Source organism: Deinococcus sp. QL22, from assembly GCF_023370075.1.
In the GTDB taxonomy this organism is placed as follows: Bacteria; Deinococcota; Deinococci; order Deinococcales; family Deinococcaceae; genus Deinococcus.
Genome location: NZ_CP097151.1, coordinates 243657 through 259750, shown reverse-complemented (window position 1 = coordinate 259750; position 16094 = coordinate 243657). Strand labels below are relative to the sequence as shown.

Sequence of the window (16094 nt, the reverse complement as noted above, 5' to 3'; positions counted from 1 at the left end):
ACATACCGGGTGGGGCTTTGGTGGCTGTTGTCAGACCCTTAACTTGGTGCAAAAGGGAAGGGATTCTGCTGGCGAATTCAGGCGGCACGCAGTGGAGCGAAGCGCGAGCGCCTTGTTCTGACGGGCTGATCCCCATCCAGCCAGGCACAGAGCCGAACCACATTGATTGCCAGGGCAGTCAACACATGCTGGAGAGACGTTTTTTGCACTCCCCGATACCGACAATGCCTCAGTCCGAAGGCTCGAACCCCGTGTGAAAGGGTGCCCTCAATGCCTGCGCGCCGCTGATATCGGCGCTGCGCGTCTGGATCAACCAACGCATCTCGGGCCGCATGCAGCGCGTCTTGCTGGGCTTGGGGCTGAAACGTCAACAATTTGGGTCTGGTTTCAACTTTCACGCACTCTCTCCGGACTGGACACTGCTGACACGTCTTCTCCGCAAACGTGGTGATCATGGGCTGGCCAGTTTTCCGCTTCGTTGCCTGCCAACGCTCACTCTCCTGGCCCTGTGGGCAGATGGCTTGTCTGTCTCAATCAATCTGAAAGTCGCGCAACGTGAATGCACCAGGCGTTCGGTGGGCCTGGGAAGTATTGGGCTGGACCGGCCCAATGATTTCCGTCCATACTGCTCCTTTGCCCGCACGATCAGCTCTGCAGCGTTGTCGCCCGCATCGACCCCATGTTGGGTGGGCTGGAGATCACGCCGAAACAGATCTGCCTGAATGGGGGTTGTCCTAGTGGGGCGTCATGGACTTCTGCTGTTGTGGTCGAGACCTGGGGATGAGGTGGGGCAAGTCGTCATCGCAGGTTTCCGGGACGTGCACTTTGTCGCCTGACCATGCTTGCCCCCGTTTCGTGCTGTAGCGTGCTTCGGGATCATCAGGCGACTCCAACTGCAGCTCTCGATCTTTGACCCATTCGTCCCGGAGCCGGAAACGAACCGCGCCATCCAGACCAGTGAATTGACGTTGCCAACAGCGTTCTAAGGTCAGCAACGGGGCAGCCGCAGGCTGCCCCCGCCGGGGATACAGGTCGATGAAATCTTGATCCGTGAGGTAGACGCCGAGTTCGTCGCGGAGGCGAAGAAATGGCGCACCCTTGGGAAACACCGCGCGGGCAATGCGAGTCGTTTAGGCTGGATTCTCTGGAATTGCGGTGGGACGCAACATTGCGCATGGTGCGCTCTCCCCTGGGAATTCGCCAGCAGAATCGGAAGGCTTTTGCACGACCGAGCGTCACTCATCGCTCTCCCGTCGCAGGCGTACATTCCGCCACCTGCACAAGACACGAGGTCGCACCAGAGTCGGAACAGAGTTTCTCGCTTCCAGACGTGCCTATCCACTCGAGATCAGAGCGGCGCAACAGGCCGCGTCAGAACACTACGAATCTGACCCCCTTTGGATATCAACGACCGCTTCCCTGACCCTGGGCCAACTCACGTCTTCCCCGCCTGTTGGAAACAACCGCTTCTCGAAAGGCGGAGTCGGCGATTGGAACGAGACCCGCTCCGGCCACTTCGGACTGCGGCACCGCCCAGACCCGGTTCAAGGTGAGCGGGGCAAGGTGAAGCCGAAGGTCGCGCCCTCGCCTAAGCTCCCCTGGGCAAACACTGTGCCGCCGTGCCGGGTGATGATCCGGCGCACATTCGCCAGCCCGATTCCGGTGCCCTCGAATTCTTCCTGACGGTGCAAGCGTTGAAACACGCCGAAGACCTTGTCTACGTACCGGGGGTCAAAGCCCACCCCGTTGTCGCGCACAAACACCGCCCATTCCTGTGGACGTTCCTCCGCCCAGATCTCAATCTGAGCCTCCGGGCGGGTCCGGCTGTATTTCAGCGCGTTGGACAGCAAGTTGACCATCACCTGCCGCAGAGTGATGTGGTCGGCCTCGACCAGTGGGAGGGGCTGCACCGTCCACACCACCCGCTGCTCAGGCGTTTCCGGTTCCAGTTCTGACCGCGCTGCCATGACCAGGTTCTCTAGATCCACCAGCTGAATGAGCAGCGGTTGACGGGAAGTGCGCGACAGGTCGAGCATCGCGTCGATCAGGGTGTTCATCTGCGTGGCGGCGGTGTCCACGATGCTGAGGTACCGGGTGATCTGGGCATCCGATTGCGCGTGTGGGTCAAGCTTTTTCCTCAGCAGATCGTTGAAGCTTTTGATGTGCCGCACGGGCGTCCGCAGGTCGTGGGAGACACTGTAGGCAAAGGCCTCGAGTTCCTCGTTGGCCGCTTCCAATTTGGCATTGCTGCGCTCCAGCTCCTGGGCATGCGCCGCAAGTTGGGCCACGCCCTCGGCCCGTTCCAGGGCCAGCCCCAGACTGCGGCCCACCGCCGTAAACAGTGCTCGGTCGCGCGTCGTCCAGGTTCGGGACTGCTGCGTTCCAATGCAGAACAGGCTGATGGGTTGCCCCTGGCTGAAATAGGGGTAGAAGGCTCCAGCCCCGTAAGACTCGGTCTGCGCCACACCCTCCGTCTCTGCGTCCCAGCCTTCCATGAAGGTCGGCCCACGGGTCTGGATGGCGGCCAGAAGACTGGGGGTCTCCAGCGGCAGCCCGGCGCGCAGGACGGCAGCGACCTCGGGTGGGATCTCTTCAGACATCACCCTGGGTTTCCACAGCGCGCCTGCCAACTCGTAATAGATCACGCCCATCTCGGGTTGGGCCGCCTGCATCACCCCGATGGCCCGGAGGGCAAGAACACTCAGATCCGTTTCCACCCCGATGGCCTCGGTCAGGGCCACGAAGGCGTCCAGAGCAGCCCGGCCCTCGAGTTGCCGCGCCTGCTCCGCCCGGTCGAGCGCGCCGCCCAAGCTGCGCCACAGCGCGGTGAACACGGCCCGGTGCTGCGGCGTCCACAGGGGCTGGTGTTGCGAGCCTGCCACCAACATTCCCGCTGGTTGCCCTTGGTGGAAGTAGGGCGCAAACGCGCCCGCACGGAAGGATTCCGTATGCGGAATCCGCTGCACCTCCCCGTCCCAGTGTTCGATGAAAACGGGTGCCCCCGTCTGGACGGCTTGGAGATAGGCGGGTGTGTCCAGCGGCAGCCCGGCGACCAGCAGGCGTTCGAGGTCGTCGGGGACATCATCCAACCAGGCGGTTCGCCACAACCCGCCCTCCAGCACGTAGTAGGACAGGAGCAGGTCGGGGCAGCTGGCCTGCAGCACCTCTCTGGCCCGCCGGGTCAGGGTTTCGAGGTCGGTATCGAGACCCACGGCTTCCGTAAAAGCTGCGAACGCGTTCAAAGCTTCAGCTTGTTGGTGCAGCCGCGTGCTCAGGGTGAGGCGGTCAAGCGCCAGGGCGGATTGGGCCGCGAGAATACGCAGAAAGCGGCGCTCTTCAGCCCTGAAGTGATGGGGTTCACCGAAGACCAAAACGATGACCCCGAGGGGCCGGTCGATCAGCAGCACCGGCACCACCGCGTTGGCGACCACCGTGACCCCAAGCGGCGGTGCCGTGAGCTGGGGGTAAGCAGTCAAGAACGCGTCTTGATGCTCGAAATAGAGGGCCGTCCGCTGCTGGAGGCAATCTTGAACTGGGGAGAACGCGTCCAGCGTGCCGTCTTGCCAGAGTGTCTGTTCACCTTCGGCGTACCCCTGCGTGGCGGCCACCTGCAACCCCTGTTCATTCTCCTTGACCAACAGCACCGCCCCAGCAATCGCGCCGAGGGCTTGCAGGGCAGGCTCTAACACAATCTGAAACACTGCGGCGGGACTGGTGGCTGCCGCGAGTGATTCCGTCACGCTTTGCAGCCGCTCGCTGAGTGACTCGCGTCCGGCAGGCGGGGCAGGGTCAGGCATGGGGCACGATACCGTGACCCCCCCAATTGCACCGCCCTCTTATAAGGGTTAATTAGGCAGTCAGTCGGGGAGGCTTTGGAATGGAGTCCAGCCTATGGGTGAGGTCGGGCTTTTCGCTGCAACTAAAGTACGTTGCCCTAATTGAACACCCAACATGTCCTAATGAAGAAAGGCGATCCGTGGGGGTCGCCTTTGATTTCTTCAGTATAGCGCGGTATGCAGCCCATGTCTAGGGTATGCATTGAAAGGTCGTGGCTTCTCAGGAATGATTGCAGTTTAATACAGCATGAACGGTCTGACGTGTCCAGCGTGCGAGGGCGTCTACATCGTCAAAAACGGTCACGCCCACACCGGCAAACAGCGCTATCTGTGCCGGGTCTGTCGCCACCAATTCACCCTGAATCACACCCGAACGCCGGTTTCGCCCGAAACCGTGACCTTGGTTGACCGGTTGCTCTCCGAACGCCTCTCTCACCGAGGCATTTGCCGCGTCGTCGGGGTCAGCCGAAGTTGGTTCCGTCGCCACCTCCAATCTCTGATCAAGACCGTGCCACACACCATCGAGCTCGAATCACCTGTCGTAAAAAAAGCGTGAACACTCCAGCACCAGCCCCACTGGTGCTGGAGTGTGACGAGTTATGCACTTTTGTGACACGGCAGACAAACACCCGTTGGATCTGGCTGGCTATGAACCGCGCCTCCCGCCAGATCGTGGGCTGTTTCATTGGAAATCGAGATGCCGCTGGAGCCTTTGGTCTGTGGCAGAGCCTCCCCACCCCGTATCTCGATGCCGTGTGTCACACCGATGGCCTGAGTGCCTACAAAGGCGTTGTTTTTGGCGCACTGCACGTCATTGGCGGCACCCAACACATCGAACGCTTCAATGCCACCTTGCGGCTCCGAGGCGCCCATTTGGTACGCAAGAGCCTCTCCTTTAGCCGCAAACCAGAGCATCTCGAACTCTTGATCTGGATGTTCATTCACCGCTACAACGCGTCATTACGTTGAAGCCACGACCCATTGAAATCCGGACAAAAGTCTGCATATTCAGGGGATGACGCCCTCAGCGACAGTGAATATCGGTGGCCTGAGCGAATTCGTGCAGCCGTACCACACGCTGTTCCAAGATCGGCGCCTCTTCAGGGCGTTTCAGGCGGCGCTGAGCGGCATCCTGGCGAGCGGCACGACGCGTCTGGCACAGATGGCGCGCGTCGCCCCCGGTACGGGGGCGTGCCCGCAGGCGGAACGCCGACTGAGACGACTGGTGCACCATGAGCATCGGCGAAGTGACCTCAGCGCCGACACCCTGCTGGACCACATTCAAGCGCAGGGCAGGGCGCGGGTTGCCGGGTCGGATGAGGTGATCGTCATTCTGGACGGCTCTGACCTCCGCAAGCCGCACAGCCAGACGCTGGAATATCTGGACACGGTGCGGGATCTGAACGGCCAGCCGGTCGCGGGCTACCGCACCCTCAACGCCATTGGCCTGACCTGTGATGGACGTCAAACCCTGCTGTATCACACGCTGTACAGCGCTCTGGCACCAGGATTCACCAGTGAGAACACGGTCGTCCTCCAGGCACTCGCCCAGATCACCCGCGCCCTGCGGGCAGCGGGGGTGCTGCGGATCATTTTCGTGCTGGATCGCGGGTTCGACAGCCTCCGGATTCTGCGCCGTTTACGGAGATTGCACGTTGATTTCGTGATCCGTGCACGCCATCTGGATCGCCAGACGCGCCTTCGTCCAACCGGTGAGGGGGAACCGCTGCACGGTGCGCTGCACCGTGCTCCTGTCCGTCATGTCTTTGAACTGGCTCGGCCGGTCAAGCAGGGTCGGCGGCTGATCTGGCGCCCGACGCGCACAGAACTGCGTGCGCAGCAGGTCTGGCTGGACGAGGGCCGGCTGCCCGTTCAGGCCGTGCACTTGAGCTTTCCCACGCGTCCCAAAGGGGATGAGGAGGGCTGGGTGCTGCTCACCAGCCTGCCGGTGTCGCCCGGCGTGGACGCCGGGCAGGTGGTGCGCCTGTACTTGCGCCGCTGGTCCATTGAGGACGTTTTTGCGTGGACAAAGACGTCCCTAGGCTGGGAGGACGTGCGCATTCACGATGTCCAGGCCCTGCGCACCCTGGTGGCGATGAGCTGGGTGGTGGCTTCTGACGTCTTCACGCTGGGTGAAACGCTAGACGCGCCAGAACTTCGATTGCTCGCCCATCTGGGCGGCGATGTCCTCATCAGAACCGCCCACCTGGCAAGAAAACCCTCCTCCTCGGCTTGCAGCGGCTGGCGGCTGCATACCTCACCACCCAGACCACCCGGCAAGGGGGACAGGAAGTCTCTGGAAACGATGTGCTGGATCGCCTTTTAGGCGCGCGTTGAGTTTTGTCCGGTTCCCAATATGCATCGGGTGGTTGTGGCTTCTTAGGAATAATTGCCGTTTAATAAAGCATGAACGACCTGACGTGTCCAGCGTGCGAGGGCGTCTATATCGTCAAAAACGGTCACGCCCATACCGGCAAACAGCGGTATCTGTGCCGTGTATGCCGACATCAGTTCACCCTGAACCATACCCGAACGCCGGTTTCGCCCCAAACCGTGACCCTGGTTGACCGTTTGCTGTCCGAACGCCTGTCTCACCGGGGCATTTGCCGCGTCGTCGGGGTCAGTCGAAGCTGGTTCCGCCGCCACCTCCACTCCCTGATTAAGACCGTGCCACACACCATCGAGCTCGAATCACCTGTCGCAAAAAAAGTGCGACGAGCGATGCACCTTTGTGGCGCAGCAGACGAAGAACATCTGGATTTGGCTCGCCATGAACCGCACCACCCGCCAGATCGTCGGCTGTTTTATCGGAAACCGAGATGCCGCTGGAGCTTTCGGGTTGTGGCAGAGCCTCCCTGCCCCTTATCTCGATGCGGTGTGTCATACCGACGGCCTCAGCGCCTATAAAGGCGTGGTGTTCGGTGCGCTGCACGTCATCGGTGGGACACAACATATCGAACGGTTCAATGCCACGTTGCGGCTCCGTATCGCTCATTTGGTACGCAAGAGCCTGTCCTTGAGCCGCACACAAGAGCATCTCGAACTCCTGATCTGGATGTTCATTCACCGCGACAACGCGTCATTACGTTGAAGCCACGACCCCCTATGTGCCCTTTTTAACCTTATCGAGCAGGTGTGGCGGAAGCTCAAGGGCCTCCTCATGCCTCGTCGTTGTTACAACTCCGTGACTGAACTCCGGGCCGCATTCGTGACTGGGCTGAAGATTCTTGGAGCAAAGTTTGTCTAGATGCTAGATGCGGTGCACTTAACTCACGGTCTCGGATGACCAAAGTTGCCAGCAGGCTTGTCGGCTCGAGTGGGAGTGACGAACCAAGCTTCCCACGGCTCGGCTCAACACACAAAGTTGCCAGAACCCACCCTGTGCACATCGGTGCTTCCACCTGACGATCTCCTGCATTCTCCTGCCAGACGGATGATCCAGATCTGCCACTGGCTCGGTGTCATCACCTGCACTTCAACTCCGGCCCACAGCTCCTCATCCCCTCCAACGTGTGAAGGTTGTTCCCCCAGAAGTGCGCCGCCCGGGCAGTGCGCCTCACCGTAAGATGGCGCTCATCCCCAGCCATGTGGGTTTGACAAGGAGTGTTCGTGCCCGGATCTGCCCCGTCCATCCCCCAACAGGTGTTGGAAGATTTTTCTGAAGCCATCTACGGGCTGAACCGACAGTTGCAGGTCACTTTTGCCAACGCTGCCGCCCTCCGGTTCCTCCGACGAGAAGCCCGGGACGTTCTCGGAATGTCCTTGTTTGACCTGCTCTCTGCGCCGCAGCTCGATGAGTTCCTGCCCCCTCTGCGCCTAGCCATGGCCACCACCGCTCCGACAGAACTGGAAGCATCCGCACACCAGAACAAGCTCTGGATCCGCCTTTGTTTCTATCCCCACCCCGAAGGCGTATTGATCCGGGTTCAGCAACATGACCGCCTGCTCCCTTCCCGGGCCAACCAGCAGGATGCCTTGACGGGCGCTCTGCTGCGCTCCCCATTTCTGGAGGCCCTGGCTCACCTGTCTCGGCCCGCAGCCGTCGCCGTCGTCGATCTCAATCATTTGAAAGCCATCAATGAATTGCATGGCCATGTGGGCGGTGACCGCCACCTCCGCGCCTTCGTCCAAGCTTTGCGGGCGCACCTGCCACCTGGTAGCTTGCTGTGCCGGTGGGGAGGCGATGAGTTCGTGCTGGTCACCCCAGGCGAGACGACCGACCCCCTCGCTCTTGGCCTGGCCCAACTCAAGCAAGACCTTCAACCGGTCATGTTGCAGATGCTCAACAATTCAGAGATGGCTGCCTTTGAGTTTGGACTGGCCAGGCTCGAAACTCGCCAGACTCCTTTTGAACAGGCCTTCGCAGTCGCTGATGAACAGTTGCACACAGCCAAACACCGCCAGCGCAATCCAAGGCAAGACGCCCAAGTGGCTCTGGAAATTGGGGAGTTTTCACGCTATCTCGAAACGCTGGGCCCACCGACGGACGTGCTTGAGGGCAGTCTGCACCGATTGATGAATCTGCTGGACTTTGATCTGGCATCGTATATTCCTCTGCACGATGGAGAAGTTGTCGGCTTGACGGTGATGAGCAAGCCTGGGATGGACCTGAGTAGCTTGCGTTCGGTTGCTCCCGTCACGGGTACTCTCCCACAAGGCGGCCTTTCGGACGCGATTGCGCAGCAGCGTCAAACGGTTTTTGCCACGGATTATCCCACGACCGTCAACCCGATTCCTGAACTCGTGCAGGCCGGGATCAAGAGCGTCGTTCTGACGCCGGTGTGGCACCAAGGGCAGATGGTCGGCATCCTGAACTTGGTGACGCTGCACCGCTGGCGTGCCATTACCCCCCAGGTTCAGCAATTGCTGGAATTGGCTGCGTTGCGCCTGGGACACGCCCTCGAACTTCAGCGGGTCGTGACCCAACTGCGCGCCACCTTAGAAGCCGGAATGCTGGCCTTGGGAACCGCGCTGGAAGCCCGGGATCTTGAGACCCATGGCCACACCCAGCGGGTGGCCACCTGGGCTACCCGCCTGGGACAAGCCACCGGCCTTTCTGAAGAGGACTTACACCACTTGCGGCAAGGAAGCTACCTGCATGACCTGGGCAAGTTGATGATTCCAGACGCCATCTTGCTCAAACCTGGCCACTTGACGCCCAAGGAACGGCAGGTCATGGAAACCCATGTCGTCAAGGGAACAGAACTGGCAGCCCGCCTGCCCGGGTTGCCTTTGGCTGTGCTGGAACTCATTGCGTCGCATCATGAACGCTGGGATGGAACCGGGTACCCCACGGGCTTGGTGGGCGAGCAGATTCCGTTGTTGGGTCGCCTATTTGCGGTCTGTGATGTGTTTGATGCTTTGGTGAGTGAGCGCCCGTATAAAGCGGCCTGGAGTCGTGAGGCGGCCTTGGCTGAGATTGAGGCGCAACGGGGACGGCAGTTTTGTCCAGAGACCGTCGACACATTTCTGGCGTTGATGCGTTGAGTGTAGAGCGCGTGAGGGCATCACGCGGTTGTGTTGCCTTCACCGGGCTGGGGAGGCTCGCCCACTGTGACTGACCCAAAACAGATCGCCACCGTTTCTCCATGAACATCATTCAGTATGCCGTCTGGCTGTATCACCGCTTCCCACTAAGCTACCGGAACGTTCAGGAATTGCTGCACCAGCGGGGCGCGGGGCTAGCGGTACAGGCCCACCACCACGAATTGTCCCGCCCGTGGGGGCGCGTGCCATTCAATGGGGGCCATCAGATATCACTCGTTTCCGATGACGGCCCCGAACTTGCGCGAGGTGTGATTGATCATCGCCTGCTGAAGCGCGTGTTCAAAGGCGACGGCATCCACGGCGATGAGGCCCCGAATCTCCCAGCCTTCCGGCTGAATGTCCGTGGCACAGGCGACAGCGCGGGCACCGAAGGTGGCAAAATCCACCCGCAGACGGCGCACTTCCTGGATCAATTCCAGCTTGTTGCCCGGAGCAGCTTCAATCTGGTAGCGAGGGACTTCGACTGCTCTGCCGATGGGGAAGGTCGTGCGGCGGATGCGGTACATGCGGCCCACGGCAACGCTCTGCACTCTGAGGAATCCACAGGCTTACCGGTTCCTCTTCGCTGAAGCGTAACGGCACCGGAACTTTTCAAGACGGGCGTGCAGGCTCAGAAATTCCTGCGCTCGTCTTCACCGTTTGACTCCAAGTTGATATCGCTCTTGACGTCGTGCGGGACGGTGAGACTGTCCGACCAAGTTGTTGCACCGCGTTGTGGAGATCACCTGCCGGTAGTCGACGCCCTTCAGGCTCGAGATCTCCCGAATCGCAGCCTCGTCACTTCGTAACTGATCAGTGATCAGGACAGGCGCTGAAGAGGGATTCCTGTTGTCCAAGAGGAACGCCATCATCCGCCCTCAGTGAGCTGAACAGCTGAACTTTTCTTCAATCCAACTGGCCGAGGCAAAGGAGAAGGCGACCGCTTGGGCCGCCTGTGAGGGTGTGGGTCACTGGGCTCGAACCAGTGTGAGGGCCTGCTTCCGCCCCACTCGCACGTCCGTTTTTCAGAAGGTGGACGCTTCCCTTCGCATCGAAAGTATGCGTCTGAGACATGCTTGCTCTATTTGGCAACCTTCAAGGCGTCTTAAGCTGGTTCACCAGGAGGATGAGCATTCAGCATATGGAAGCGCTAGAAGGCAACGAGCAGACGGCTCTCCCTCTCTGCCTCATCCTTATGATTCAGTGGGCAAGTTCAGAGGTGAAGCGTTCAGATGAGGAGCAACCGGATGCATTCTTCTCGAACCAAAATGGGGTTGTTCATGAGCGTCACCAGACGCCTTGCGCGCAGTCCATCCGGGTAAGGGACTTTGTTCCTTGCTGCTCTTGGTTCAGACCATGATAATGAACACGTTCATTATCGAACACATTCAAAAGGAGCTGAGCATGTACCTATGGGCAGGACGTCTCTTGATCGGCGTGGCTTTGATCCACCTGTGCCTGGCCTTGGCCAGCGTCATTCCTCATCTGGCCGTCCTGGCACCAGACGGACTCCTGGGCGTCATAGGCGCGCCCTGGCACCCGCCACACTTGGACCGACAGGCCGCCTTCTGGAGTTCACTCGGAAGTTTTGCTGGCACACAGCTGTTATGGGGCATCTGGATCATGTCCACAGCCCGAGCGGGACACCGGTTTCCCAGAGGCACCGGACTGGCATTGCTGGTCTTGACGGCCGTTCAGGTCACTCTGGCTCCGCTCAGTGGATTTTGGGTCAACTTCATTCCTGCTTTGCTGCTGATGTCCGGTGACGTTCCAGCCAGGGGCGTCTGCGCGGATCAGGCAACCCAGTGACGCGCCCGCCTGATCCGCAGCACTTGAGCCGCCGTGAACGTCATAAGCAAGACAAACTGGAGCGGATCCACGCCGCAGCACTAGCGCTTTTCACCCAGCAGGGTTACGAGGCCACCACCGTACGTCAGATTGCTGCAGAAGCGGATGTCGCCACCGGGACTGTCTTCCGGTACGCCTCCGATAAGGCCGATCTGCTGCTCATGGTCTTCCATGATGTTATTGCCCAGACGATCAAGTTAGCCCTGCACCCGGGCCGCCTGGAGGGACCGCTGATGCAAGTGCTTCCCCAAGTGTTCGATCCTTTTTTTGCATTTTACGAGACGCGTCAGGTCCTGGCCAGTGATTTTCTTCGCCTGGTGCTCTTTCACCAGAGTCCGTGGCGTACTCGGGAAATAAAGCAGGGCCAGGCTTTTGTGCAGCAGTTGGCCGAACTGCTCAAGCAGCGGCAACAGGGGGGCGAGGTTTCGGCCGATGTCGACCCCCACATCGCAGCCGTCGCGGTCTTTTCGCTGTATCAGGCCTGTCTGGTGAACTGGTTGAGCGGTGGAGCCACGCTGATTGACACCCGGCATCAACTGGAGGCGCTGCTGCAGCTGCAGGTTCGGGCACTACACCCCGGTGCAGGAACACCATGACACCCCGTGTTCTGATTGTGGGTGCTGGTATTGGAGGGCTGGGACTGGCTCAGGCGCTGATTCGTACTGGAATGCAGGTCAAAATCATCGAAAAGGTGGCCTGCTGGCGGCCGGTGGGCGCTGGCCTGATTCTCAGTGGCAATGCCCTGCGGGTCATGAACCGGCTGGGACTGTCCGAATCGCTCATGCAGGTCGGCCATCCACTCGCGGCCGCCTCGCTCACAGACGCGGGGGGCCGACTCCTTCAGACCATCTCGTATGGGGCCTCTGGGGGTGCTGTTGCCTTGCGCCGTGCCGACCTGCAGGCGGTATTGAGCCAGGGTCTGACAGAACAGATTTACTTCGCGACCACACTGCAGGCGCTGCATCAGACCACTGAGGGTGTGGACGTCACCCTCAGTGACGAATCGGCACATCAGTTTGACGTTGTGGTGGGGGCCGACGGCCTCCACTCGGCCGTCCGGCACCTTGTATTTGGGGACTTGCCGAAGCAGTACGCAGGCTACACCAGCTGGCGCTTTGTGGTCAGCTCCTCTGGCCCCCAGCACGCAGTTGAAATGTGGGGCCGGGGCTGTCGACTGGGGCTGGTTCCCCTTGGAGGCGGGCAAACCTACGGGTACGTCACGGCCAACGCCCTGGAAGGGCAATCTGGCGACTCCCTGAACCGCGCCGCGGAGGTGCGGGCGCGCTGCACCGAGTTCGGGGGCGTTGGCCCCGAACTGCTGTCATCCCTTCAGACGGACATCCCAGTGATTCGAACTGACATTCATGAGGTGCACTTGCCCCGCTGGGTGCAGGGCCGCGTCGCTCTGTTGGGCGACGCCGCCCACGCCATGACGCCCAACCTCGGCCAAGGTGCCGCCATGAGCTTGGAGGACGCCTGGGTTCTGGGTCAACAACTGAAGGCTGCTCCGAACGTGCCTGCAGCGTTGGCACGGTATGAGGCCCTCCGGCGGCGCCGGGTGAACCAAGTTCAAACCGCTTCTCACTTCCTGGGGCGCGTCGGCCAACTGGAAGCAGACGGATTGCGGAGGCTCCGGGATGTGGGGATGCGGCTCACGCCGCCGCTCCTCGCGCGTTGGTCAACCAGCAGGCTCTTTCAAACTGAACTGGACTAACTTGATCCGGGCATAGAATCTGTTCCCTCAGCACCTGATACTTCGGGGCATTGATGTTTTAGTGGTGGGGCAAGGGGGTGTGGCGGTTGTGTTGCCTTAACTGGCGTCACGGCGGGCTGAGGCTTCTGGCGTTTGGCGGTCTTACCGGAAGCCTTGGTTCGGCCGTTGGACTGTGTAATGCAGTCTGGTGTGTTGGGCTTGTTGGTAGGGAGTAAGGCCCAGAGAACGGCTCTGACCTACCCATGAAAAGCCTTGGCCCACGCATCAGCGTGGGTGAGAGCACGGACTCAGGCCAGTCTGCTATCTTCCCCACACGCTTCGGCGGGAGCAAGTCTCCCCAAACGCCACGGCGCCCCGCTCTGAACAGGGCGGGTTTCTTGTTGGGTGTGTGCTGAGATTCCGCTCTCCCTCATACATTGTGTCTGTATGTCCAGAATGAGGTGAGGAGAGAACGTCGTCCTCTTTGTGTCTGCGGAAATCGCCTCGGCCTGAATGGCGCGTTCTCTTCCTCAACGGCGCTCCACCATCGCTCTTCGCTTGATATCAGGCTGCCCCAGGGCCCAATCCAGAACAGACCTGCGCGGGTGGTGGTGAAACGCCGAACATCTGCTGGAGGGCGTCATGATCATTCTTGGACTTGATCCCCACCCAACAACTCACACCGCCATTGCTCTCGACTCGCGTGGCGTCATTCTCGACAGCCTCAGCGTCCAAAACGACGCCGACGGTCTCCACCAGTTGTGGCTCTGGTCGGGTCGTTTTAAACAGCCTTGCTGGGCGATTGAAGGCGCAGGCAACCGTGATGTGGCTCCCCTACTGGCGTTGCTCTTGGCCAGGGACGCATCGGTGTATCACATCCATCCCAGCCTGACCAGCCAATACCGAGCGCGTCGGGGGAAGAAGAAGAACGACTTGGTCGATGCCGAGAACGTCGCTCGGGTGCTGTTGGCCAACCCGCAACTTCCGCCCTACCGGCCGTGTCAGCAGCGCACCCGGTTGCAGGAATTGTCCCGCAGCGCAAGGCCAACCAAATGATGCTTGAAGCTCTTCCAGACACAACGACAGACGCGCTCCGCACTGCCCTTCAGGCCGTGCTGACATCGTTGGAAGCAGCGCTGAAGGAACTGGAGCAAGCCATGGCGGCATTGGTGGCCCAGGTTGCTCCCGCCCTATTGACGTTACGGGGGATCGGCGTGGTGCTCGCAGGCACCGTGTTGGCTGAAGTCGGTGATGTCAAGCGGTTTGAGAATGTCCATCACTTCGCCAGTGATTGCGGCGCTGCACCAGTGGAGCGGGGGAGCGGAAAGAACACGCGCTGGTGCGTCAATATCAGCGGCAATCGGCAACTCAATAGAGTGCTTCACCTGATGGCGCTCACCCGGTTGAGGTGTGAAGAGCGCACCAGAACATTCGTGACGAAGAAGGAGCAAGAAGGAAAAACGAAACGGGCTGCACTTCGCGCGCTCAAGACTCACTTGGCTTGGGAGTTATACCGAACATTGCAGACCAGCCATGTTGACGGCCTCCGCCCAGCCCCCTCTTAGGATCTTTTTCTCAGCCGAATTGACATACCAGGTTCAGGCCGTCAGGGGTTGCTCCACGTGTTTCAATCTGGCCGGCTCATCGCCTGCAGTGTCGTTCCACCAGAGGAAAAAAACACCAAAAGGACGGCGTGATGGGCCGTCCCAAGCGTACTGGACTGTCATTCGTAGAGGCCGCAACCCTACTGAGTTGCTGCACCTGCCCATGCCTTCCGTCATAAGTGCTCGGCCGACAGGAAGACACTTTCAATGCGAATCTGCTGGCCACTGCACAACGTGCAGCTGGGCTCAGCTTCGTTGCAAGACCCGCTCAAATGCTGTCACCACCTGATCAATTTCGTCATGCGTGATGGTCAGAGGGGGGAGAAATCGAACCACCAGCGAGGTCGCCGGCAGAGCCAGCACCCCCTCATCTTGTTCCAAGGCAGCGATGATGGGCGCGCTCTTTTGCTTGAGTTCTACGCCTATCATCAAGCCCAGCCCACGCACCTCGCGAATTTTAGGGCTGGTGATGGCGCGCAGTTGCTGCAGGAAATACGCCCCCTTCTCTGCGGCCTGCTCCGGCAAGTGTTCCCGTGCCGTAAACCGCATTGCGGCCGTACCGGCTGCCATGGCCAGGGGGTTGCCACCGAACGTCCCACCGTGCCCGCCCTTCGGCATGCGGGACGCCACGTCCGCCGTCGTGACAAAGGCGCCGATAGGAATGCCGCCTCCCATCGCTTTGGCGAGTGTAATGCCGTCTGGAACGATTCCAAAATGCTCCATGGCAAACATCTTGCCTGTGCGGCCGAACCCGGTCTGAATTTCGTCGAGAATCAACAACGCGCCGTGTTGACGGGTCAGGTCACGCGCGACCTGCATGAAGGTGAGGTCCGCGGGGCGGACGCCGCCCTCCCCCTGTACAGGTTCGAGGATCACGGCAGCAACCGAGTCGTCAAGAGCCGCTTGCAGGGCCTCCGTATCACCGTACGCGATAAATTCGACGTTTGCACTGTCAAGAATGGCGCCGAAGGGTTCACGGTACGCGGGTTCCCAGGTAAAGGCGAGGGCACCCAGGCTGCGTCCTGAAAAGCCCCGTTTCATGGCGATGAATTTGCTGCGGCGTGTAGCAGTGACCGCAAACTTCTTCGCGGCTTCCATGGCTTCTGTGCCGCTACTGCATAGGAATACACGGTGGAGAGGATCGGGGAGCAGGCTGGTGAGGACCTCAAGGAACTCAGCGCGCTTGTCATTGGGAATGGTTTGAGCGACGGTCAGGAGCGTTGCGGCCTGTTGCTGGATGGCGCGGACCACGTCTGGGTTGCAATGGCCGACGGAGGCGACGCCGGCGCCTGTAGCGCAGTCCAGGTAGGCGCGGCCTTCGGCGTCCCAGACCGTGGTGTTCTGACCACGCACGAGAACGAGCGGGTGCTTGTTGAAGACACCGCTGTCATAGCGGTGCTCGCTGTCCAGCCAGCGCTGGGTGTTGGTGAGGACTGTCATCGTATAAATATACATGCGCTTGTGTAGAAATTCAGCCCCTTATACGACAGAACCTGTCCAGGTTCCCGGCAGTTGGGGCAACACAACCATCCTGATGGCCCACTGAAACTCGGCGGCACAGCCAAACCACCTGCTGGATGATGGTCA

The 16094-nt window shown here is 60.4% G+C and carries 14 protein-coding genes and 1 pseudogene; 11 read left to right on the top strand and 4 right to left on the bottom strand.

Annotated features, from left to right (window positions below; translation table 11 throughout):
* Positions 1-77 precede the first annotated feature (77 nt).
* Both M1R55_RS32295 and M1R55_RS20605 read right to left on the bottom strand, forming a co-directional pair.
* A complete protein-coding gene (locus M1R55_RS32295; protein ID WP_371827277.1) occupies positions 78-518 on the bottom strand; it encodes a transposase in 441 nt (146 codons plus the stop codon).
* A gap of 1026 nt (positions 519-1544) precedes the next feature.
* Positions 1545-3797: an ATP-binding protein gene (locus tag M1R55_RS20605; RefSeq protein ID WP_249395290.1), complete on the bottom strand. Its 2253-nt coding sequence runs from the start codon at positions 3795-3797 to the stop codon at positions 1545-1547.
* 286 nt (positions 3798-4083) lie between these two features.
* On the opposite strand from M1R55_RS20605, the gene M1R55_RS32290 reads away from it, so the two are divergent.
* The 6 genes and pseudogenes from M1R55_RS32290 (at position 4084) to M1R55_RS20575 (ending at position 9323) form a co-directional block, all read left to right on the top strand.
* Positions 4084-4392, top strand: a complete 309-nt coding sequence (locus M1R55_RS32290) for an IS1 family transposase (protein ID WP_371827269.1) — start codon at positions 4084-4086, stop codon at positions 4390-4392.
* On the top strand, positions 4389-4805 hold the full coding sequence (locus M1R55_RS20595) for an IS1 family transposase (RefSeq protein ID WP_371827268.1): 417 nt from the start codon (positions 4389-4391) through the stop codon (positions 4803-4805). The genes M1R55_RS32290 and M1R55_RS20595 overlap by 4 nt, the downstream gene beginning before the upstream one ends.
* Positions 4806-4851: 46 nt before the next feature.
* Positions 4852-6162 carry a transposase gene (locus M1R55_RS20590; protein WP_249395287.1) on the top strand — a complete coding sequence of 437 codons (1311 nt, stop codon included), beginning with the start codon at positions 4852-4854 and terminating at the stop codon, positions 6160-6162.
* A gap of 80 nt (positions 6163-6242) precedes the next feature.
* Positions 6243-6302: pseudogene (locus tag M1R55_RS32285) on the top strand (hypothetical protein); the annotation flags it as partial.
* 229 nt (positions 6303-6531) lie between these two features.
* Positions 6532-6927, top strand: coding sequence for an IS1 family transposase (locus tag M1R55_RS20580; RefSeq protein WP_256566044.1), 396 nt, complete (start codon positions 6532-6534; stop codon positions 6925-6927).
* A 518-nt stretch (positions 6928-7445) separates the two neighbouring features.
* Entirely contained in the window at positions 7446-9323 is a 1878-nt protein-coding gene (locus M1R55_RS20575) for an HD domain-containing phosphohydrolase (protein WP_249395284.1), read from the top strand.
* A 269-nt stretch (positions 9324-9592) separates the two neighbouring features.
* Here M1R55_RS20575 and M1R55_RS20565 read toward each other — a convergent pair whose 3' ends face one another.
* The gene (locus M1R55_RS20565) at positions 9593-9913 is read right to left on the bottom strand and encodes a hypothetical protein (protein ID WP_249395326.1); all 321 of its coding nucleotides are present in this window, start codon (positions 9911-9913) and stop codon (positions 9593-9595) included.
* Between the two features lie 811 nt (positions 9914-10724).
* On the opposite strand from M1R55_RS20565, the gene M1R55_RS20560 reads away from it, so the two are divergent.
* The 5 genes from M1R55_RS20560 (at position 10725) to M1R55_RS20540 (ending at position 14468) form a co-directional block, all read left to right on the top strand.
* Positions 10725-11171: a DUF6463 family protein gene (locus M1R55_RS20560; RefSeq protein WP_249395283.1), complete on the top strand. Its 447-nt coding sequence runs from the start codon at positions 10725-10727 to the stop codon at positions 11169-11171.
* A 23-nt stretch (positions 11172-11194) separates the two neighbouring features.
* Positions 11195-11806, top strand: a complete 612-nt coding sequence (locus M1R55_RS20555; protein ID WP_249395282.1) for a TetR/AcrR family transcriptional regulator — start codon at positions 11195-11197, stop codon at positions 11804-11806.
* Positions 11803-12924 carry an FAD-dependent monooxygenase gene (locus tag M1R55_RS20550; RefSeq protein WP_249395281.1) on the top strand — a complete coding sequence of 374 codons (1122 nt, stop codon included), beginning with the start codon at positions 11803-11805 and terminating at the stop codon, positions 12922-12924. The genes M1R55_RS20555 and M1R55_RS20550 overlap by 4 nt, the downstream gene beginning before the upstream one ends.
* 621 nt (positions 12925-13545) lie before the next feature.
* A complete protein-coding gene (locus tag M1R55_RS20545; protein ID WP_249395280.1) occupies positions 13546-13959 on the top strand; it encodes an IS110 family transposase in 414 nt (137 codons plus the stop codon).
* 56 nt (positions 13960-14015) lie between these two features.
* Positions 14016-14468: a transposase gene (locus M1R55_RS20540; RefSeq protein ID WP_249395279.1), complete on the top strand. Its 453-nt coding sequence runs from the start codon at positions 14016-14018 to the stop codon at positions 14466-14468.
* A gap of 285 nt (positions 14469-14753) precedes the next feature.
* Here M1R55_RS20540 and M1R55_RS20535 read toward each other — a convergent pair whose 3' ends face one another.
* Positions 14754-15947, bottom strand: coding sequence for an aspartate aminotransferase family protein (locus M1R55_RS20535; protein WP_249395278.1), 1194 nt, complete (start codon positions 15945-15947; stop codon positions 14754-14756).
* Positions 15948-16094: the final 147 nt, after the last annotated feature.